The sequence below is a fragment of the Micromonospora sp. NPDC005220 genome, assembly GCF_040607895.1.
Classification (GTDB): Bacteria; Actinomycetota; Actinomycetes; order Mycobacteriales; family Micromonosporaceae; genus Micromonospora.
The window spans coordinates 1-21,347 of the sequence record NZ_JBEXHP010000082.1 but is presented as its reverse complement, the minus strand read 5'-3'; the positions used below and the strand labels follow the sequence as shown (position 1 = coordinate 21,347).

Here is a 21,347-nt window from a genome sequence, read left to right as displayed (position 1 = left end):
GCGACCGCGGTTCAGGGGTCGCCTCCGCTGGGATCAGTCGATGGCCTGGTCGATCGTGGCTTGCTTGACGGCGATCGGCGTCTGCTTCCACTGGCCGAGGATCTTGGCGTAGCTGCCGTCGTCGATCAGCGACTGCACGGCGGCCCGGTACGCCTCGGCGACGTCCTTCTTGCTCTTCAGGAAGCCGAAGCCGTTCGGGCTGGCCAGCCAGCCGTTGGGTGCCGCCGGGTCGTCCACCAGGTCGGCCTTGCCGGCCAGCGTGCCGGCCGTGTCCACCAGGTTGACCCTGGTGGCGGCGACCACCTCGACGTTGCCGGCGATCAGCGCCTGCACCGCCTGCGGGTTCTCCGGGTACTCCTTGACCTCGATCGCCTTGCCGGCGCAGCTGTCCCTGGAGTACGCGGCGAGGTTCTTGGCCTGGTTGCTGGCCTTCTGCACGGCGACCGTGCGGCCACACAGGTCCGCGACGGTCCGTACGCCGAGGGGGTTGCCGGTCTTGACCAGGAAGCCGGTGCCGGAGGCGGAATAGTCGACGAAGGTCGCGACCTGCTGACGCTCCTTCTTGTCGGTGATGCCGCCGGCGATGGCGTCGTACTTGCCGGCCTGCAGGCCCGGCACCAGCCCGTCGAAGGGCTGTTGGGTGAAGGTGGCCCTGATGCCGAGCCGGGCGGAGGCGGCGAGGAACAGGTCGTAGTCCAGACCCTTGAACTCGTCGGTCCGCCCCTCCTGCTTGAAGTCGATGAACGGCTCGTAGGGGGCGTTGGTGGCGACCGTGACCGTGCCGCGGCCGAGCAGGTCGGCGGGGACCTTCCTGGCGAGGTTGGCGTCGGTGCTGACCGGGCCGACGCCCTCGACGGTGACGGTGACGGTCGGGACCTCGCCACCGGAGCCGGCGGCGGTGGAGGAGGAACTACCGCCGCAGCCGGCGGTGACGGCAAGGAGAGCCGTGGCCGTGGTGGCCAGGGCGAGCTGACGGATGCGCATGGGGTGTCCTTCCGGGTGCCAGACGAACCAGCACCCGGACTGTAACGCATATTACTATTCTTGTGGGGTTACAGTTTTCTGTAACGACAGTTCAGCCGGTGTGGAACTCCTGCTGCGTCTGCTCCATCGCCTTCAGACGGGTGCCCGCGACCGGCCCGAGCCGGTCGATCACCGCCGCCACCACCGTCTCCACCAGGGCCAGCGCCGGCACGAAGCTGTCGTAGAGGGAGGGCGACTCGACCCGGCCGGGCAGCACCACCTCGGCCAGACCAGCCACCGGCGACAGCCACCGGTCGGTGAACAGCACCACCCGGGCGCCGCGCGCGGTCACCTCGCGGGCCAACGCCAACGTCGGCTCCTCGTAGCGGCGGAAGTCGAAGAGCACGACCAGGTCGCGTCGGCCCACGTCGACGAGCATGTCAGTGCGCTCCACCGGGCTGACCGGCAACAGCCGGCTCCCCCCACGCACCTGCATCAGGTGCAGCACCAGGTAGTGGGCCAGCAGCCCGGAGAATCGGCCGCCCGCCGCCGTGACCCGCAGCTGCTGGTCGGCGAGGAGCCGGGCCGCCGCGTCCAGCTCGCCCTGAGGCAGCTCCATCAGCGTGCGGCCGACCGCCTCGGGCAGCCGCGCGGCGGCACGGGACAGCGCTCCCGCCGGGGGCTCGCCGGTGCGTTCCGCCGCCCGGTACGCGGTCAGCGGCGAGGTCTCGCGTTCGGTCAGCTCGTCGCGCAGTGCGCGCTGGAACTCCGGGTAGCCACCGAAGCCGAGACGGCTCAGGAAACGCAACACGGTCGGCGCGCTCACCTCGGCGCGCTCGGCCAGGGCGGCCACCGTACCCAGCCCGGCTGCCGGATAGGCCGCGAGCAGGGCCCGCGCCACCCGCCGCTCGGCCGGGCTGCACTCACCGAGGCGCTGCCGGATCAGGGCGGCAACCCCGACGGCCGCCGACTCGACGCCGTCGGGGTCAGAACCGCTGGGGTACGCCGCCGCCGGCCGAGTGCCCGGCTGGTCGGCGTGATCGGAGGTCGACACGCGCTGAGCCTAGCCGTGGCCCGCTGCGGCGCGGACGCGCCGAACGCGCCCGCGCCGTAGCGGTGATCAGGACTTCGTAACGGTGCAGCTGTAGTCGGCGCCGCCCGAACCCGAGTACGCCTCGACCTCGACGTAGTAGGTCGCCGAGCCGGACGCGGTGCGGGTGGTGGATGCCGACTCGTCGGTGCCGGCACCGTCGTTCACCGACCGGGTGAGCGTGCTCCCGGAGGAGCTGAGCAGGTAGAGATCGGCGTCGTACGCGGTGGGCACCGCGCAGTTCACCGACAGCGTCTGGCCGCTGGCCAGGCTGACCGCGAAGTAGTCCCGATCGCTCGTGCTCTTCATGTCCCCCGTGATGGTCAACGGGTAGCTGCGGCCGGTCACGTCGTTGGCCGTGGTGCGGGAGTCGTTGGCCTCCACCTCGGTGTAGCTGGACCCACCGCCGGGCGGGGTGGTCGGCGGGGTGGAGCAGTCGGTCACCGGCGTGCCGCTGTACAGACTGCCGCTGGCCACTCCGTTGGTGACGCTCTTCAGGTAGTAGCCGCAGGTGGGCCGGTTGGCGAAGTCGTAGCTCTGGCCGCTGGTCAGTCGCCAGATCTTGAAGTTGGAGTAGGTCAGGGGTTGACCCGAGCCGGCCACCTCCGGCTGATGGTCGCCGAGCACCACGTATGCGCTGGGTCCGCTGAGGGTGGCCAGGCCGAAGCGGTCGATGAAGAGCGAGGCACCCTCCTCGACGCCCACGCCCCAGGCCTTGCCGCCGCTGGTCCGACCGTCCTTGACGGCACGGGCCACGAAGGCCATGAGCCGGCCCATCCGGTCCCGGGTGACGAAATGCGAGTCGTTGATGGTGTCGGCGTAGTTCGGCCAGCGGAACATGCCGGTGGTGAAGGTCATCGACGAGTCGTACGGGTTGCCGAGGGCGATGGAGGAGGTGGCGCTACCGCCGCAGGCGTCGTACACGATGTCGCTGTTGACATGGTGCCCGGCGCTGCCGCCGCCGACTCCGCCACCCTTGGCCACCACCGACTCGACGGACGCCTCCAGCGCGGTGCCCTTCCACGCCACGTACCGGCACTGGTCGCCGCCGGCGAAGTAGACGAACTCGGCGTTACGAATGTCGGTGTTGACCTGACTGTTGTTGCCGTCGCTGGCCGCGGTGAGGGTGAGCGTGGTGCAGGAGTTGACGCCGCTCAGCCCGGTGATCACGTCACATTCCGGGGTGCTGGAGCCCGAACCGGCGACGACCACCACGTCGATCGAGCCGGTGCCGCCGCGGATCGCGCCGATCGCCTGGTTCATCGTCGCGGTGATGATGCCGCCCGAGCCGTTCATCGTGTACGCCGGGCCGGACCAGCTGGCCCGGCTGACGTCCGTCGAGCTGCCCTGTCGGACCCGGGTGACCTGCGCGTGCGCGGCCGTCACCCCGATCGGAGCCACGGTCAGCATGGTGGCCGTGGTGACGAGCACCGCGAGCCGCTTACGGATGGGGTTGCGGGAAGGGGACATGGGCACCTCCGAGGGGCCACGGATCGATGAAACAGAAGTTACATCCATTGCGCTCACTGCTCAATAAGTAACTTCTGTTACATCGCCGTGTCGGGTAGGCATTGCCCGGACGAGCGGTATGACTCCAAGTCATATTTATGACCCAGAGTCATACCGCTCGTCGTGGCAGGTGCCCGGCGGGCCGACCGAGCGTCAGACCGGACGGATGCCGATCACCGCGTCGACGAACGAGGTCGTCGATGTCGCCCGATACCCGGCGAAGCCACGACCCCGGGTCACCTCGGCGGCGAACTGCGGGTCCTTCTCGTACGACGTGCCCGACGTCGACACGCAACCGGCCTGGTCGACAAGCCCTTCGGCGAGCCCGACCAGCGCGTAGTCGTAGAAGACGTCGTCCGAGGCCGGGACGGTGCACTCACCGGCGGCCGGAGCCACCCGCTGCTTGCCCGGCGCGACCACGGGCTGCCAGCGATCCGACCGGTACCGGTCACCCGAGGTGAGCCGGCTCCACCGAACCCCCTCGATCCCCCAGACCGCCGAGCCGGTCACCCGCGCCCGGCGCAGGTCCAATACGCTCACTCCCCGCGTGCCGAGGACGCGCAGCGCCTGGTGCCGCGTGCCGACCCCGGTCACCTCCAACGCGGTGTTCTCGTCCAGACCGAACACCCGGTCGTGCCGGGTGTCCGCGGCCAGCCGGATCGACCGGGCCTCCCGGCCCCGCCGCGAGAAGTGGGTGTCGAGCAACCCGTCGGTGAAGAACCCGAAACCGCCAGTGGGCAGGTAGGCCAGAACACCGGCATCCTCGAAGTAGCCGGGCTGGGCGCCATCGCGCAGGCCCGGCTCGGTGGAGCCACCGGTGATCATGTCGCGACCGGCCATGATCTGCGCGCCCGCGCTGGTCCCGGCGACCACCGCGCCGCCCCGGAGCTTGCGCCGCACCGCCGCCAACACCGGGGTGTCCCGCTGCGCCGTCCCCCTGGTCATCGTGGTGACGTAGCGGTACTGGTCGCCTCCGCCGAAGAAGAAGCCGGTCATCGAGTCGATCTGCCGGACCACGGCCGGGTCCTCGGCCGCGCCCGGCCGGTCCAGGTCGATCGGGATCCACTGCGCGTCGGCCACCCCGTAGTTCCGGAACAGCTCGGTGTAGTAGTCGCCGTTGCAGACGCTGTTGTTGCAGTCCGGGGTGCCCGCGTCCGGGTCCTCGGACGGCACCGGGGCGGCCGCGGTGAAGATGCCGATCCGGGCCTTGCCGGCGCCGCCGGCCAGCCGGACGATGTCGCCGTAGACGGCGGCGTTGTCGTCGGCGAGCCCGCCACCGACAAGGACCAGACTGCCGCCACTGGAGTGGGACGGATGGGCCGAGGCCGGTGCCGCGGCCAGCGGGACGCTCAGCGCCACCGCCGTGCACGCGCCGAGCCCGAGAGTCAGCAGGCGGTTCAAGGGCATGACTGCTCCTCACTGGAAACCGTGAGGGCGGGCCGAGAGGAAGCGTACGGCAGCGTCCCGACCTGGACAACAGCCTCGTCGTCGAATACATCGGCGACCGTAGGTTTGCCGATCCCACCCACCGCACTCCGGCCGGCGCATAATCCGCGCGGGCGACGGCCAGCGATTCGGGTGTCGCGGCGCGACCGACCGGGTACCGATCTCGTCGAGATCGAGGAGGACCGACATGGCCGCAGAGGAACCCGGACCGACAGGCGGCCCCGGGCCGCGCCAGACCTGGACGGCACTGCCGTGGCTGGTCCGAACCGCGGTGTTGTGGAGCGCCTGCCTGGTGGTGATCGCCGCCGGGCTCTATCTGCTGGGCCGGGTCGCCGTCCTGTTGGCGCCGCTGGCGATCGCGCTGGCCGCCACCATCTTCCTCACCGCGCTACTCGATCCGGTTCTGCTGCTGTTGCGCCGGCTGCGCCTGCCGGCGGCGCTGGCCGCGCTCTGCACCGTACTGCTGCTGCTCGGCATCCTGGTCGGCGTCGGCGCTCTGGTGTGGAACCTGACCGCCAGCCAGTTCGATCAGCTCAGCCAGGAGCTGACGCAGGGGGTCGAACGCAGCCGGGACTTCGTGACGTCCACGCTGCCGGTCACCGACGCACAGCTGGACCGGCTGGTCGACCAGGCCCGGGAGGGCCTCAGTGGTAGCTCTCCGGACCCGGTGGCCGGCGCCCGGACCGCCACGGAGGTGTTCGGCTCCGCGCTGCTGGCGCTGGTGCTGCTCTTCTTCCTGCTCAAGGATGGCCGGTCGATGTGGCACTGGGTGCTGTCCCGGGTGTCCGGCCAGAACCGGCCCGTGCTGGCCGAGGCCGGCCGGGCCGGATGGCAGACGCTCGGCGCGTACAGCCGGGGCACCATGTTCATCGCCGCGGTCGACGCGCTGGGCATCGGGCTGGCGCTGGTGGTGCTGCGGGTGCCACTCGCCCTGCCGCTGGCGTTGATCACCTTCCTCGGCGGGTTCGTGCCGATCATCGGAGCGACGGTGGCCGGCGCGGTGGCGGTGCTGGTGGCGCTGGCCGCGAACGGTCCCACCACCGCGCTGCTCACCCTCGCGGCGGTGATCGCCGTGCAGCAGATCGAGGGGAACCTGCTGGAGCCGCTGGTCATGAAGCGGCAGGTCCGGCTGCATCCGGCGGTGATCCTGGTGGCGGTCACCGCGGGCACGCTGATCGCGGGGATCGCCGGCGCATTCGTCAGCGTCCCGATCACCGCCGTGCTCTGGCGGATCATCGACACCGTCCAGCAGCGCCGCTCGGCCTCGGCCCTGCTGCCCGCGGAGTGATCATCGGCTGAGCTGCGTGGTGAACCAGGCGCCGGCCTGGTCGGCGACCTGCTCAAGGGTGCCGGGCTCCTCGAAGAGATGGGTGGCGCCGGGGATCACCCGCAGTTGGCCGACCTCCCCCAGCTCGGCCAACGCCCGCTCGTTGAGCGCGATCACCTCTTCGTCCAGGCCACCGACCAACAGCAACGTCGGGGTACGCACCTGGGCCAGGGCCTCCCCGGCCAGATCCGGTCGACCACCCCGGCTGACCACGGCAGCCACCCGATCGGCGCGGGACGCCGCCGCGACCAGCGCAGCGGCCGCACCCGTGCTGGCACCGAACAGGCCGATCGGCACGTCACCGGCCGGACGCTCGACGGCCAGCCAGTCGATGATCCCGGCCAGCCGGCTGGCCAGCAGCCCGATGTCGAAGCGCAGTTCGGCGGTTCGGGCGTCCACCTCGTCCTCGGTCGGGGTGAGCAGGTCCGCAAGCACCGTGCCGAGCCCACTGTCGTTGAGCGTCCGGGCCACCGCCACGTTGCGCGGGCTGTGCCGGGAACTGCCGCTGCCGTGCGCGAACAGCACCACGCCGACCGGCTGGGCGGGCAGGGTCAGGTCAGCGGGGAGCTGGGCGTCCCCGACCGGAATCGTCACCGTGCTGCGCTGCTCGTCCATGCCCCCACCTCCGCGTGGCTCGCCGATGGTCCGGGTACCCAGCCCACCGCGCGGCACGCACGTTGACGACCGCGTCACCTCGGGCCGTGGGTCCACGGCCGCGTCACCTCGGGCCGTGGGCACGCCGCCGGGTCGCGTTTGCCCAATCGGGCGTCGGGTACGCGACGAGCGACCGCAGACCGTGTCGGCGCAGCCGCGCCCCGACGGATCGCGAGGATCGCATGGCCAAGCAGCAGATTTCCCGGCAGCAGCAGCTGACCGAGCAGGCCCAGCGGAAACAGGACGCCGAGCGCAATCAGGACGCCGGGGACCAGGATTTCGGAGACCAGGCCGCTTCCGCCCGGCTGCCCGACGACCCGAAGGCGGCGGCGCCCCGGGACGCGATCGGGCGCCCGTCAACCGGCGAGCCGGTCTGATCCACCGGGACGGCGAGCCGGTCTGATCCAGTGGCGCGCGCGGGCGGGCGGCGCGGAAACACTCCCGCCCCGCCCGTCACTGGTCGCGTTCGGGCAACCGCAGCAGCGGAGACCGGCCCGGTGGCTGCTCGGGCGGCGGGCCGGTCGGCTCGGCCGGCGGCACCGGCACCGTCACCGGCTCGTCGCAGGTCACCCGCAGCACCTGGTCGTGGTGACGCAGCTCCACCACGTCGTCCGGGCCGCCGTGCCGCAGCGAGTACGTCGTCTGGTGCGGTCGGACATCCACCCGCAACGCCAGCCCCCGCCACTGGAGTGAGAACTCCAACCGGCTGAGTCGGCTGGAGAGCCGGGGCGCGAAGGACAGCTCGCCGTCGTGGTCCCGCAGACCGCCGAACCCGCTGACCAGGGCGAGCCACGCGCCGGCCAACGACGCCATGTGCACGCCGTCGCGGGTGTTCTCGTTGAGGTCGTGCAGGTCCATCAGCGCGGCCTCACGCAGGTAGGCGTGCGCGAGTTCCGGGTGGCCCACCTCGGCGGCGAGCACCGACTGGGTGCACGCCGACAACGACGAGTCGCGTACGGTGCGGCGCTCGTAGTAGAGGAAGTTGCGCACCTTTTCCTCGGGGGTGAAGGCGTCCCCCCGCCAGTGCATGGCGAGGACCAGGTCGGCCTGCTTCACCACCTGCTTGCGGTACAGCTCGAAGTACGGGTAGTGCAGCAGCAGCGGGTACTTCTCCACCGGTGTGTGCGTGAAGTCCCACTCCTGGAGTCGGGTGAAGCCCTCCACCTGTTGGTGGACGTCGAGCTCCTCGTCGTACGGGACGTGCATGGAGGTGGCGGCGTCCCGCCAGCTCGCGGCCTCCTCGTCGGTGACCCCGAGGTGGAGTGCCTCGTCCCGGTAGCGCATCACCACGTCGGCGGCGGCGAGCAGGTTCCGCTGCGCCATCAGGTTGGTGTAGACGTTGTCGTTCTTCACGGCGGTGTACTCGTCCGGGCCGGTGACACCGTCGATGTGGAACTGCCCGTGCCGGTCGTGGTGGCCGATCGAGCGCCACAGCCGGGCGGTTTCCACCAGCAGCTCCAGCCCGATCTCCCGTTCCAGCTGGGTGTCCCCGGTGACCATCACGTAGCGGCGCATCGCGTCGGCGATGTCGGCGGCGATGTGGAAGGCCGCCGTGCCGGCCGGCCAGTAGCCGGATGATTCCGGGCCCTCGATGGTTCGCCAGGGGAATGCGGCGCCCCGAAGGTTGAGCGTCTCGGCACGTTCCTTCGCCGAATCGAGCGTGCTGTGCCGCCACTGCAACGCGCTGCGCACCGCGCTGGGCTGGGTGTACGTGAGCACCGGCAGGACGAACATCTCGGTGTCCCAGAAGGCGTGACCGTCGTAACCGGGGCCGGTCAGCCCCTTCGCCGAAATCGGTCGCTGCTCGGCGCGCGCACCGGCCTGCAACACGTGGAAGAGACCGAACCGGACCGCCTGCTGCACCTCGGGGTCGCCCTCGACCAGCACGTCGGAGGCGTCCCAGAACGCGTCGAGGTAGTTGCGCTGCTCCCGGTGGAGCCCGTCCCACCCGTCCAGCCGGGCGCCGGCCAGTGCCGCGCCGACCTGGTCGCGCAGCGCCGGCAGGGACCGGCGGCTCGACCAGCTGTACGTCAGATACTTGATCACGCGCAGCTTCTCGCCGGGCTGGAGCACGCAGGCGACGGTGGTACGCACCCAGTTTTGGTATCCCTCGGACTCGATGGTGGTGTGGTCCGGGCCGTGCACCTCGTGCTCCATGGCGGCGGCGACGCGCAGGCCGGAAACCTTGGTGCGGTGGATCAACTGCCCGCCGTCGGGGGTGGTCAGCTCCTCCTCGGCCTGGAGCGGCGACTCCAGCACCGCCGCGACCCGGGGGTCGTTGCTCTGCGCGGGCAGCGACTCGTTGGCCACCAACTCGGACTGGACGATCAGCCGCAGTGGGCAGTCGACGGCCTCCACCTCGTAGCTGATGGCGGCCACGGACCGCTGGGTGAACGACACGAGGCGGGTGCTGCGGACCTTGACCTCCCGGCCGGCGGGCGAGCGCCAGTGCAGCTCCCGGTGCAGCGTGCCGGCTCGCAGGTCGAGGATCCGCTCGTGGGCGAGCAACTCTCCGTACCGCACGTCGAGCGGTTCGTCGTCGACGAGCAGCCGGATCAGCTTGCCGTTGGTGACGTTGACGATGGTCTGACCGGACTCGGGGAAGCCGTAGCCCGCCTCCGCGTACGGCAGCGGCCGCAGTTCGTAGAACGAGTTGAGGTAGGTGCCGGGCAGGCCGTGCGGCTCGCCCTCGTCGAGGTTGCCGCGCAGCCCGATGTGCCCGTTGGACAGCGCGAAGACCGACTCCGACTGGGCCAGTACGTCCATGTCCAGCCGGGTCTCCCGGACGTGCCACGGCTCGACCGGGTAGGCGCGCTCCCGGATCACGCGGGGCCTCGTCCGGCGGCGCGCGGGTCGGCGGCGGTGCGGGCCGGCGTTGGCGGGTCGGCGCGGTCGAGCAGGTCGGCGAGGTCCGTCACCACGATGTCGGCGCCGTGGGCGAGCAACTCGTCGGCCTGCCCGACCCGGTCGACGCCGACCACGAAGCCGAAGCCACCGGCGCGGCCGGCGGCCACCCCGGAGAGCGCGTCCTCGAAGACGGCGGCCTGGGTCGGGTCGACGCCGAGCAGCTTGGCCCCGGCGAGGAAGGAATCCGGGTGGGGCTTGCCGCGCAGCCCCTGAGCGCGGGCGACCAGCCCGTCCACCCGGGCCTGCACCAGCGGCTCCAGCCCGGCGGCGGCGACCACCTCACCCCCGTTCGCGCTCGCGGTGACCACGGCTCGGCGCAGCCCGGCGGCGGTCGCCGCCTTCAGGTACCGCACCGAGCCCGGGTAGACCTCGACGCCGGCGGTCCGCAGCCGTTGCAGCAGCAGGACGTTCTTGCGGTTGCCCAGGCCGTTGACGGTCTCGGCCTCCGGCGGGTCGTCCGGGCCGCCCTCGGGCAGCACGATCCCGCGGGAGGCGAGGAAGGATCGGACGCCGTCGGCGCGGGGCCGGCCGTCGACGTAGCGGTTGTAGTCCGGGCCCGGATCGAAGGCTTGGAACGGTTCACCGGAGGCTGTGGCGCGCTGGCGGAGGAACTCGTCGAACGTCTGCGCCCAGGCGGCGCTGTGGACCCGGGCGGTCTGCGTCAGCACACCGTCCAGATCGAAGAGACAGGCGGTCACGTGAGCAGGTAGGCCCAGCACGGTACGAATCTATCCACCCTGCTGGGCCCACAAACGCATTTCGCCCCCCTGAGGCGGTTCAGTTCGGGCGCAGTGTCCAGATCACGGTCATTTCCGAGGTTGGCTTGCCATCCTCGGTGGCGATCTCCACAGCGACCGGGAATTCCGGCCGCCGCCCGGCGGTCAGCTCCTCGATCACCTCGGCCGCCGGCCGGCCGAGTCGGGCGGTGGCCAGCACCGGACCCATGGCGAGTTTCCGGTAGGCGATCTCGGCGCGGACGGCCAACGGCACGGCCCGGTCGAGCAGCTGCCCGAAGGCGGCCAGCACGACCGCGCCGGAGGCCGTCTCGCCGAGGGTGAACATGGCCCCGGCGTGCGGCCCCCCGACGTGGTTGTGGGTGGCCGGCGAGTCGGGCAGCCGGACGACTGCCCGTACGCCGCCCTCCGCCTCGGGTGCCACCTCGACGAACTCGATGCCGAGCGTACGAGCGAACGGCACCGCTTCCAGCATGCCGGCCGCCACCTGGCGGGAGTCGATAGTCATGGCCTGACGTTACTAACCGGTAACCAGACCGGCAACCAGGGACTTCCGCCAGCAGGGCAGGCTCAGAGGTTGGCGATGGTGCGCAGGATCTCCGCGTAGAAGTTGCCGTCGATGCTGCGGAAGAAGGAGAAGTCCTGCCCCGGGTCCCCGAAGAACGGGCGCAGCGTCCACGCCAGTTGGGTACCGACGAAACCGAAGAGCAGGATCCAGATGTAGAGCAGGGTCATGCTGGCCGGTCGCTGCGTCGGCTCGCCGCGTCGGACGGGCGGGGTACTCCACGGGCGTTGCGCCGCGTACCCGGGTGGCAGCGTGCCCGGCGGGAACGAGGCACCGGCCGGCTGCCCGGGCCACTGCGTCGGAACCTGGGCCGGGGCCTGGGCCGGAGCTGGCGCGGTGGTCACGGCGCCGTTCGACGTCGACTCGGCCACCGCGGCTCCGGCCGGCACGGCGACCGGCTCGGCGCCCTGACCGGCTGCCGGCGCGGCGACCGGAGTCGCCCCGGCCGGCGCGGCCTGGACCGGCGTATGGGCCTTGCCCTGCTCGTCGACAGTGGCGTTGGTGGCCTCCGGCGCGAGCAGGCCGTGGTCGTTGAGAACCTGCATCCCGCTGGTCAGGAAACGCAACCCGACCAGAGCCGACAGGGTCAGGATCGCCACGTTGAGCAGCTTGAAGAACCCGTAGTCGTTGGCGGTGATCAGGAAGAAGAGACTGATCGGCGCGAACGCCACCGCGAGCATCGAGGTGACCGTGATCGCCACCATCACCAGCGCCAACGACTGCCGCACCGAGAGCCGGGCGCCGAAGACCAGGTTGAACAGGTAGAGCGTGGGGAGGCAGATGGCAAGCGTGACCAGGAACAGCAGTGGCAGCTTCAGCGCCGAGGTCAGCGCCATCAGCGGGCTGTGGAAGAAGCCCAGCACCGCCCCGTAACAGGCCAACGCGATGGCGGAGCTGGCCAGCATCCGCCCGGTCAGCGCATTGAGGTCGCGCTCGGCCACGATCTGCTGCCAGATGCCCTGGCGGTCGCGCAGGATGCGCTCGATGACGAGCGGGCTGGGACGGTCACCCGACACGGGCGCACCCCTCTCGGTGGTCTTTCACAGTGGACTGGGTGGGCAGACGGTAGGACACCGGACGCCGGCCCGCCACCCCGCTCCGGCGCGTCGTCAGCGCCAACCCACGTCGATCCGGTCGCCACGCTCGTCGAAGAAGTGCAGCGCATCCATCCGTACCGAGACGGCGAGCGGGTGACCGGCGCTGACCGCCGGGTACGGCGCCAGCCGCACCGCCAGCTCCGCCGGGCGCCGGTGGTGCCGGCCCGGATCGGGGAGCACGCTGGTCTGGACACCACTGGCCGGGGCTTCCTGCGCCTCCACCGGCTTGCCGGTGAGCCGCTGCATCACCGAACCGAACCGGCGCAGGCCGCGCTGGCCGACCGGCGGCGGTTCGAGAGGCGCGCCCATCTCGTCGACCACGATCGCGGTCGCGCCGATGTCGAGGAACGCCAGCGACTCGTGCCCGTGATGCTCCAGGTAGCGGATCCGCCCGCGCAGCACGTCGCCGGGGCTGTCCGGTGCGACCGGAGTGAGCGCCTCGGCCCGCATGCCAACCACGATCCGCTCACCGTGGTAGTGCGCCACCGCCCGACTGCGGATGTCGTTCCAGGGCAGGTAGAGCGACTGGTCACCGAGGTTGAGCGTGACGTACCGGTCGAGATGGACGTAGACCGACGCCTCCAGCAGGTTCATCCGTGGGCTGCCCAGGAACGCGGCCACATAGAGCGTCGCCGGCCGGCCGTACACCTGGGTCGGGGTGCCCACGTCCTGGAGCACGCCGCGCCGCATGATGGCCACCCGGTCGGCCATGGTGAGTGCCTCGGCCTGGTCGTGCGTGACGTAGACGGTGGTGACGCCCAGCTCACGGGTCAGGCCCGAGATCTCCGCGCGCAGCTCGGCGCGGAGACCGCTGTCCAGGTTGGACAGTGGCTCGTCCATGAGGAACAGGCCGGGTCGGCGGACGATCGCGCGGCCCATCGCCACCCGCTGCCGTTGCCCGCCGGAGAGCTGACCCGGCTTGCGGGCCAACACGTCCCCGATGCCCAGCGCGCTCGCCACGTCACTGACCCGCTCACCCCTCGGCTCGGGCTCGATCCCGGCCAGCCGCAGCGGAAACGCGATGTTGTCGCCAACGGTCATGTGCGGGTAGAGGGCGAAGTCCTGGAAGACCATCGCGATCTTGCGGTCTCGTGGAGGGAGGTCGTTGGCCAACTCCCCGTCGAGCATGACCGCTCCGGTGGTCGGGTCCTCCAACCCGGCGATCATTCGCAGCACTGTCGACTTGCCGCAGCCGGACGGCCCGAGCAGCACCATGAACTCGCCGTCGTTGACATCGAGATTGATGCTGTCGACGGCAACCGTGCCGTCCCGGAAGACCTTGGTCACATCCTTGAGCGTGACGGTGCTCACCGTCTTCCCCCCCAGCGCGTCGGCCGAACCCCCCAAGACTGTGACCAGGATCATTGGTTTCGGACATCGGGTAAACGTCTCATGTTCCATCGATGACGCTGCTATTACACGACAGAAGCGCCGATCAACAGCGGGTGCGCCGCTCGCCCGGCTCCCCGAGGAACACCCGGCGCACCACCCGCTCCGCCGCCCGGCCGTCGTCCAAGGTGCAGAACCGGGCCCGGAAGTGCTCGCGGGCCTTGGCCGCCGCGTCCGAGCGCACCGCGTCGGTCCGGAACAGGTCGAGCAGATCGGCGAAAGTGGCGGCTACCGCGCCCGGCGGTTCGGCCGTGACGTCGAAGTAGACCCCTCGGGTCAACCGGTACGCCTCCCAGTCCGGGGTGTAGAGCACGATCGGCCGATCCAGCACCGCATAGTCGAACATGGCCGACGAGTAGTCGGTGACCAGGACGTCCGCCACCAGGTAGAGATCCTCCACCCGTTGATGGCCGCTGACGTCGCGAACCCGCTCCCAGTCCTTCGGCTGACCGGGACGTCGATCACGGTCGTGGAAGTAGTGGCTGCGCATCAGCAACCGACCCGAATCACCCAGCGCCTGGACGAACCGGTCCGGGTCGAACGGCGGCCGGTAGCCGGGCAGGTGCTCGCGGTGCGTCGGGGCGTACAGGACGACAGGCTCGTCCGGGTCGAGGCCGAACTCCGCGCGGAGTCGACGCACCTCGTCCGGGCCGGCGGTGACCAGGCGGTCATTGCGCGGGTAACCCACCTCCAGGGTCGTGTAGTTGGCCGGGTACGCCCGATCCCACATCTGGGTGGAGAAGCTGTTGGCGCTGACGCTGTAGTCCCAGCGGTCCACCCGGCGCAGCAGCCCGGCGAAGTCCATCCGACCGGCACCGATCGGGTAGCGCTGCTGATCCAGCCCCATCACCTTGACCGGCGTGCCGTGGTGGGTCTGCAGGTGCACCTGCTCCGGTCGCTTCCGGACGAAGTCCGGATAGTTGACGTTGTTGACCAGCCAACGGGCGCGGGCGAGCACCCGGTAGTACGCCGGGGTGCCGGCCACCACGTACTCCACCCCGGCCGGCACGGCGTCCACCCGGTCCCGGCGCACCACCCACACCCCGCGCACCCCCGGTGCCAACCGGCGGGCCACCTCGTAGATGGCCGCCGGGTTGCACGAGTAACCCCGGAACCAGTACGCCGCGTACACCGCGAGCGTCGGGTCGACCGGCCGCCGCAACTCGGCCCGGTAGTACTCGCGCAGCAGCCCGTCGCGGGTCAGCAGGGCACCGCGCCGGGCGACCGGGCCGACCGTGCGACGAGCGGTGCGGGCCTGCCGGCGGGCGGCGTCGCGGGCCCGGCTGGCGGCCCGCAACGCGCTGAAGGTGCGCCACCGGCCGGAGGCGACGAGCTTGTGTTTGATCCCCTCGACCCCGTCCGGCGCCGGATAGCCGCCGGGCGGCAGCCAACGCTTGTAGTCGGCGGTGATCTGCGCGAAGAACGCCGGCCGTAACTCCGGAGCGATCCGCTGACCGTTGCCGAGCACGGTCAGGTAGTGCCAGATCATCCGTTCGAAGACCAGCGGCCGCAGGGCCTCCGTCGCCGGCCCCCAGGAATCCATCAGGTGGAAGACCCGGTGCCACTGCGGGAACACCTCGAAGTGCCGGTCACCCCGGGTCCGGGTGATCGCGCCGGCGCGGCGTTGCCGGTAGTTGACGCAGACCAGATCGAGTACGCCGATCCGTCGCGCGGCCATCAGCACCGGGTAGCTGAACGAGACGTCCTCGTACCAGCCGGGCGCGAAGCGCAGCCCCAGGTCGAGGAGGAACCCCCGACGGACCAGCCGGTTCCACGCGGTGTGCAGCAGGTGCATCGCCTCCGGCCGGTCCCGCAACCGGAAGGTCCCCGGGCCCGGCGATTCCGGAAACACCTCGACCATCGCGCTTTCGGTGACGGTGTCGTTCCAGTGGGTGCGGACGTGGTCGACGAGCAGGACGTCCGGACGGGTGGCCCGCAACCGCTCGGCGACCTCGGTCAGGCACTCCGGGGCCAGCCAGTCGTCGCCGTCGAGGAACCACACGTACTCGCCGACGGCCCGGTCCAGCCCGATGTTGCGGGCTGGACCGAGGCCGACGTTCTCCGACAGCCGGACCGAGCGGACCCGCTGGTCGCGGGCCGCGTACTCGTCGATGATGTCGCCGCTGGCGTCCGGCGAGCAGTCGTCGACGGCGATCACCTCGATGTCGGTCTCCGGTTGACCGAGGATGGAGTTCAGGCATTCCCGCAGGTATCCCTGCACCCGGAAGGCCGGCACCACGAAGCTGATCAGGGTCATCCGGCCGTCCCTCCGTCAGCGCGGCGCGGCACCTCCAGCGCCTGCGGGCGCCACCGACGCCGGCGCGCTACCGGCCGGTCGCACGAACCAGGCCAGGACGACGCTCACCACGAAGACCACGAGAAGGTACGCACCGAGTGTAGCCAGTCCGATACTCGCAATACCGGCGATCGCCGCGAGCGCCAGCAGCACCGAGCGCCCCTCCCAGCCCAGCGTCGCCGCGTGCAGCGGCGGTGCCGCCTGCCGCTTCTCCAGCCGGGCGGTCAGGTCGTAGTGGTGCACGGTGAGCACGAAGACGTACCCGAAGATCAGCCAGCCGGGCGCCGCACCGACCACCCCGACCGCGATGGCGAACAGGAACTCGGCGGCCCGCAACGCCGCGGGCACCAGCCAGTCCAGCGGACCGTTGTGCGCCGCCCCGGCGCCCAGGCCGCCGACCAGCAGCACCAGCAGCGCCACCGGCACCGCCCAGCGCAGCCCCTCGGGCTCGTCACTCAGCAGCGCGCCGACCAGCAGCACCGCCGGGCCGAGCGCGGCGATCACCGCCAGGGTCAGCGGGCCCATCGGGCGGACCACCGGCAACCACCGGGCCAACGGCCCGTCGTCGCGGTGCAGGGTGGCATCGACCGTGTCCAGCACCGGCACCCACATCCAGCGGGCCCGCAACGTCCGCAGCGCCCCGGTGTACGCGAACGCCAGCACCCCCCAGACCAGCACGGCGATCAGGCTGACCAGCGGGTTGAACAGCGCGACGGTCAGCGCGATCAGCGCCCACCGCTCCCCGATCGGGAAGACCACTGTTCGCTTCAGCCAGTACGACAGCGACCCGGTGTCCGCCTGCACCCGGGTCGACGCCGCGTTGAGCCGGTCACCGATCCCGCCGCTGGCCCCCGTGGCCGTACGCGGTCGACGGGCCGCCTCGTCGTGCAGCACCCCGTACCAGGTGTCGGTCATGTGCCGGACGGTCTGCAACGTCATCGCGGCGATGGCGAGGGCCCACCCGTTGCCCAGCCCGGCGTGGCTCACCCCGAAGCCCAGCCCGGCGTAGACCAGGTACTCCTTGGCCCGGTCCGCCATGGTGTCCAGCCAGCCACCCCAGGCGCTGAAGTGCCGGGTGTAGCGGGCCAGCTGGCCGTCCACGCAGTCCAGCACGAAGCCGAGGTAGAGCAGCACCGCGCCACCGACCAGCGCGGGTCGCCCGCCGACCCCGAACAGCACCGCCGCGCCCAACGCGAACAGCACCGAGATCACCGTCACCCCGGTCGGGGTGAGCCGGAGCCGGGCGGCAAGCCGGACCAGGTACGGCGACCAGGTGCTGACGAAGTAGGTGGAGAAGAAGTCGTCCTTCTCCTTCACCGAGAGCCGCAGCTCGGCCCGGTCCTCGTCGACAGCGGTCACCGCCGCCTCGGCAGCGGTCAGCCCGGCGGTGTCCTCGACCCGGTGGGCGACGAGCAGGCGTACCCGCTGGGCGAAGATCAGGGTGCCGAGCGCCGCGAGGCCCGCGAAGAGCCGGTCCACGGCGGACCCGGGGCCACCGGCCGCGACCGACCCACCGGCCCCGACCCCGCCGGTCGCCGGCAGCGGCGCCACGTCGCCGGTCGGACCGATCGGGGCAGCGACGGGGAGCATCCCGGACGCGGCGGCCCGAGCGGCGGCGGCGAGGGTCGGCAGGTCGTCCACGCCGACCCGCAGTGCGCCGCCGAACACGCCGGTGGCGTCACCGTCGAGGGCGTTCAACGCGCCGGCGTCGACCACCTGGCCGCGTTCCTCCCGCACCGCGGTCCGACCGGGCACCGGCGCGTCGCCGAGCACCAGCGCCACAGTGGGACCGACCGGGCTGGTGGCCAGGTGCCGCAGCACGGCCGTGTGCGCGACCAGGTCCGTGCCGGTGATCAGCACCGGAGCGGTAGCGGTGGCGACCAGGTCGGACAGCTCGTCCAGGTTGGCGGCGAAACGCACCTCGTCCGCTCCGGCCAGCCGCAACTGGGCGGCCAGGCGGTCGGCCAGCGGTTCGCCGGTCGCAGTGGTCAGGCCCGCCGCGGACGTCCCGGCGGCGAGCACGATCGCGAGCGTCACCGCGGGACCGCGGCGTGGTACGCGTCGAGCGCCTCGGCGATGGTGCCGTCGAGCGTCAACCGGCCCGCGTCGAGGTACAACCCCCGACGGCAGAACCGGGTCAGGTCCTTTTCGTTGTGTGACACCAACACCAGCGTGCGCCCCTCCCCGAGCAGACGATCAATCGTCGCGTAACACTTCTTGCGGAACTCCGCGTCGCCGACCGCGGTCACCTCGTCCATCAGCAGGATCGGATGCGGCAGGTGCGAGATGATCGCGAAGCCCAGCCGTACCTTCATCCCGGACGAGTAGTGCCGCACCGACGTGTCGATGGCCCGTTCCACCTGTTCACCGGCGAACTCGACGATCTCGTCGAAGTGCCGCTTCAGGTAGCTCGTCGACAGTCCGTGCAGCCCACCGACCAGGTGCAGGTTCTCCCGCCCGGTCAGGTCGTTGGAGAAACCCGCGGACAACTCCAGCAGCGGAGCCACCGCGCCGCGCACCCGGATGTCGCCCTCATCGGGAATCAGCACCCCGGCGATCAGCCGCAGCAGGGTGCTCTTGCCGGTGCCGTTGCGCCCGATCACCCCGACCGTCTCCCCCGGCTCGACGGTGAACGACACGTCGCGCAGCGGCCAGAACTGGCCGGGCAGCGCACCGCGCCCACCCCGGTGGATGAACAGCTCCCGCAGCCGCAGCTGGCGGCGACGGTTACGGACGAACCGGATGCCCAGGCCGTCCGCCTCGATGATCGGCGCGGCCACCCTCAGAGCTCCTTGAGCACGGCGGGCTCCAACCGGCGGAACGACCACCAACCGGCGGCCAGCACCAGCAGGCTGCCGACGATCGTGGTGACGAGCAGCCGGGTGTCCGGGAACTCGTCCGGGTACCAGATCGCGTGGTGCAGCTGGAAGATCCCGACCAGCGGATTCAGCTCGTACACCACCTTCAGCCAGTGCGGCAGGCCGGACTCCCGGACCAGGCTGAGCGGATAGATGATCGGCGTGGCGTAGAAGAGCACCCGGATGAACAGCCGCATCAACCGTTCCACGTCGCGCATCAGCACGTTCCAGGCCGATAGCAACAGGGCGAGCCCGATCAACAGGACGGCCTGCACGGCCACCGCCAGCGGCAGGGCGAGCAGCGACCAACCGGGGTGGATCCGCCCGTGCGCCGCGTAGATCACCGCGATGGCGATCAGGATCGGCAGGCCGGCCGCGTACTCGGCGAACCGGCCGGTGACCCGGCCGATCGGAAAGACCTGACGCGGCACGTTCATCGTGGTGATCAGCCGGGACTGGCCGGTCAACGCGTTCGTCGCCTCACTCAACGCCGAACTGGTCCACATCCAGGCGAAGATGCCGGTGATCAGGAACAACGGGTACGACCCGGCCGCCTCACCGAGGTGCCGACCGGTGTCGCGGGAGTAGAGCACCCCGAAGACGAACCAGTAGATGGCGCCCATACCGAGCGGCTCGATCAAGGACCAGAAGTAGCCAAGCACCGACTGCTGGTACTTGACCGCCAGATCCCGCCTGACCAGGATGCGCAGCGAGTTGCGGTGCGACCACAACGCCGCGACGCCAGAGGTCACCGCAGCCTCCCGCCTCCTGAAACGGACGACAGGTTAGCAGTCGGTGAACGAATGCCCCGAATCGGCCGGACTCAGCACTCGATCACGTTGACGGCCAGACCGCCACGCGCCGTCTCCTTGTACTTGACCTTCATGTCTGCGCCCGTCTCCCGCATGGTCTTGATGACCTTGTCCAGCGACACCTTGTGCACACCGTCGCCGCGCAGCGCCAGCCGGGCAGCCGTGATCGCCTTGATGCTAGCCACCGCGTTCCGCTCGATGCAGGGGATCTGCACCAGGCCACCCACCGGGTCACAGGTCAACCCGAGGTTGTGCTCCATCCCGATCTCGGCCGCGTTCTCCACCTGCTCCGGGGTGCCACCGAGCACCTCGGCCAGCCCCGCCGCCGCCATCGAGCACGCCGAACCGACCTCACCCTGGCAGCCCACCTCGGCGCCCGAGATCGAGGCGTTCTCCTTGAACAACACACCGATCGCGCCGGCCGTCAACAGGAACCGCACCACGCCGTCGTCGTCGGCGTTGTCGATGAAGCGGCTGTAGTAGTGCAGCACCGCCGGAATGATCCCGGCCGCGCCGTTGGTCGGCGCGGTGACCACCCGACCGCCCGCCGCGTTCTCCTCATTGACCGCGAGGGCGAACAGCGTCACCCAGTCCATCACGTGCAGCGGATCAGCCGACCCGACCTCCGCCTCCAGGCCGCGCCGCAGCTCCGCCGCGCGCCGCCGGACCTTCAACCCCCCAGGGAGTACGCCGTCCCGCTCGCAGCCCTGCCGCACGCACTCCTGCATCACCCGCCAGATCTCCAGCAGGCCAGCCCGGATGTCCGCCTCGCTGCGCCAGGAACGCTCGTTGGCCAGCATCACCTCACTGATCGACAGACCGGTGCGGGTGGTGACGTCGAGCAGTTGCGCCCCGGTCAGGAAGGGATACCGCACCGCCGTGCTGTCCGGCTTGATCCGGTCCGCGCCGGCCGCCGCCTCGTCCACCACGAACCCGCCACCGACGGAGTAGTAGGTACGGCTGCGCAGCTCGGCACCGGCCCCGTCGTACGCCACGAAGGTCATCCCGTTCGGGTGGTACGGCAACGACCGGCGACGGTGCAGCGTCAGATCCCGATCCGGGTCAAAGTCGATCTCGTGCGCGTCCAGGATGTTGATCCGCCGCTCGGCCCGGATCCGCTCCACCCGAGGCCCGACAGTGTCCGTGTCGACCGTCTCCGGGGACTCGCCGGCCAACCCGAGCAGCACCGCCCGGTCACTGCCGTGGCCATGCCCGGTGGCACCCAGCGAACCGAACAACTCGGCCTGCACCCGCGCCGTGTCCGTGAGCAACCCGTCGGCCTTGAGCCCGCCAACGAACGTCCGCGCGGCCCGCATCGGCCCCACCGTGTGCGAGCTGGACGGCCCGATACCAACGCTGAAGAGGTCGAAAACACTGATCATGGCTGCGCTTCCTCGCCGTCGTCCCGGCGTACGGGACCCGGCCGGGTCGTGACCACCGATCTGGCGGCCCCGCTGTGACCGTCCGGGGTATGGGTGCCGGCCCTCCGGGGTGTGGAAGGCCGATCAGCCAGCCTACCCGCCCAGCTCACCGCCCACCCGGTCCGGGACGTGAACACCCAACCACCGTCTCCCGCCCACACCCGCCTCCCCACCCTGCCCGCCGCCCCCCGCCCGCCGCCCGCCGCCCGCCGCCCCCCGCCCCCCGCCCGCGCCCCCCAGCCCCCCCACCGGCTGGCCGCCCCGGCCGCGGCACACGAC

Annotated in this window: 17 protein-coding genes; 2 read left to right on the top strand and 15 right to left on the bottom strand. The window is 71.0% G+C overall.

The genetic code is table 11. The features are described 5' to 3' along the window. Positions 1 to 33 precede the first annotated feature (33 nt). From ABZU52_RS24190 to ABZU52_RS24175, 4 genes are all read right to left on the bottom strand, one after another. The gene (locus tag ABZU52_RS24190) at positions 34 to 984 is read right to left on the bottom strand and encodes a transporter substrate-binding domain-containing protein (protein ID WP_354973264.1); all 951 of its coding nucleotides are present in this window, start codon (positions 982 to 984) and stop codon (positions 34 to 36) included. A gap of 91 nt (positions 985 to 1,075) precedes the next feature. Beyond that, a complete protein-coding gene (locus ABZU52_RS24185; RefSeq protein ID WP_354973263.1) occupies positions 1,076 to 2,017 on the bottom strand; it encodes a MurR/RpiR family transcriptional regulator in 942 nt (313 codons plus the stop codon). 66 nt (positions 2,018 to 2,083) lie between these two features. Next, positions 2,084 to 3,523, bottom strand: a complete 1,440-nt coding sequence (locus ABZU52_RS24180) for a hypothetical protein (protein ID WP_354973262.1) — start codon at positions 3,521 to 3,523, stop codon at positions 2,084 to 2,086. Positions 3,524 to 3,715: 192 nt separating this feature from the next. Next, positions 3,716 to 4,969 carry a cyanophycinase gene (locus ABZU52_RS24175; RefSeq protein ID WP_354973261.1) on the bottom strand — a complete coding sequence of 418 codons (1,254 nt, stop codon included), beginning with the start codon at positions 4,967 to 4,969 and terminating at the stop codon, positions 3,716 to 3,718. Positions 4,970 to 5,195: 226 nt separating this feature from the next. Here ABZU52_RS24175 and ABZU52_RS24170 point away from each other — a divergent pair, with 226 nt between their 5' ends. Continuing rightward, positions 5,196 to 6,296: an AI-2E family transporter gene (locus ABZU52_RS24170; protein WP_354973260.1), complete on the top strand. Its 1,101-nt coding sequence runs from the start codon at positions 5,196 to 5,198 to the stop codon at positions 6,294 to 6,296. On the opposite strand, the gene ABZU52_RS24165 is transcribed toward ABZU52_RS24170, so the two are convergent. Beyond that, complete coding sequence (locus ABZU52_RS24165) at positions 6,297 to 6,950, bottom strand: alpha/beta fold hydrolase (protein WP_354973259.1); 654 nt, start codon at positions 6,948 to 6,950, stop codon at positions 6,297 to 6,299. It abuts the gene before it with no gap. Between the two features lie 221 nt (positions 6,951 to 7,171). Here ABZU52_RS24165 and ABZU52_RS24160 point away from each other — a divergent pair, with 221 nt between their 5' ends. Continuing rightward, positions 7,172 to 7,366, top strand: coding sequence for a hypothetical protein (locus ABZU52_RS24160; RefSeq protein ID WP_354973258.1), 195 nt, complete (start codon positions 7,172 to 7,174; stop codon positions 7,364 to 7,366). A gap of 76 nt (positions 7,367 to 7,442) precedes the next feature. On the opposite strand, the gene ABZU52_RS24155 is transcribed toward ABZU52_RS24160, so the two are convergent. The 10 genes from ABZU52_RS24155 to ABZU52_RS24110 form a co-directional block, all read right to left on the bottom strand. Further along, entirely contained in the window at positions 7,443 to 9,815 is a 2,373-nt protein-coding gene (locus ABZU52_RS24155; RefSeq protein WP_354973257.1) for a glycoside hydrolase family 65 protein, read from the bottom strand. Further along, a complete protein-coding gene (locus ABZU52_RS24150) occupies positions 9,812 to 10,615 on the bottom strand; it encodes a beta-phosphoglucomutase family hydrolase (protein ID WP_354973256.1) in 804 nt (267 codons plus the stop codon). The genes ABZU52_RS24155 and ABZU52_RS24150 overlap by 4 nt, the downstream gene beginning before the upstream one ends. Before the next feature lie 58 nt (positions 10,616 to 10,673). Beyond that, the gene (locus ABZU52_RS24145) at positions 10,674 to 11,138 is read right to left on the bottom strand and encodes a DUF4442 domain-containing protein (protein ID WP_354973255.1); all 465 of its coding nucleotides are present in this window, start codon (positions 11,136 to 11,138) and stop codon (positions 10,674 to 10,676) included. Between the two features lie 62 nt (positions 11,139 to 11,200). Then, a complete protein-coding gene (locus ABZU52_RS24140) occupies positions 11,201 to 12,211 on the bottom strand; it encodes a hypothetical protein (protein WP_354973254.1) in 1,011 nt (336 codons plus the stop codon). Between the two features lie 93 nt (positions 12,212 to 12,304). Beyond that, positions 12,305 to 13,603, bottom strand: coding sequence for an ABC transporter ATP-binding protein (locus tag ABZU52_RS24135; RefSeq protein ID WP_354973253.1), 1,299 nt, complete (start codon positions 13,601 to 13,603; stop codon positions 12,305 to 12,307). Positions 13,604 to 13,727: 124 nt separating this feature from the next. Beyond that, positions 13,728 to 15,938: a bifunctional glycosyltransferase family 2 protein/CDP-glycerol:glycerophosphate glycerophosphotransferase gene (locus ABZU52_RS24130; protein WP_354973252.1), complete on the bottom strand. Its 2,211-nt coding sequence runs from the start codon at positions 15,936 to 15,938 to the stop codon at positions 13,728 to 13,730. Between the two features lie 15 nt (positions 15,939 to 15,953). Further along, entirely contained in the window at positions 15,954 to 17,969 is a 2,016-nt protein-coding gene (locus tag ABZU52_RS24125) for a DUF5941 domain-containing protein (RefSeq protein ID WP_354973273.1), read from the bottom strand. A 41-nt stretch (positions 17,970 to 18,010) separates the two neighbouring features. Then, positions 18,011 to 18,757 carry an ABC transporter ATP-binding protein gene (locus tag ABZU52_RS24120; RefSeq protein WP_354973251.1) on the bottom strand — a complete coding sequence of 249 codons (747 nt, stop codon included), beginning with the start codon at positions 18,755 to 18,757 and terminating at the stop codon, positions 18,011 to 18,013. Between the two features lie 2 nt (positions 18,758 to 18,759). Continuing rightward, positions 18,760 to 19,587 (bottom strand): ABC transporter permease, encoded by an 828-nt coding sequence (locus tag ABZU52_RS24115; protein WP_354973250.1) that lies wholly within the window; start codon positions 19,585 to 19,587, stop codon positions 18,760 to 18,762. Positions 19,588 to 19,658: 71 nt separating this feature from the next. Beyond that, entirely contained in the window at positions 19,659 to 21,029 is a 1,371-nt protein-coding gene (locus ABZU52_RS24110) for an L-serine ammonia-lyase (RefSeq protein WP_354973249.1), read from the bottom strand. Between the last annotated feature and the right edge of the window lie 318 nt (positions 21,030 to 21,347).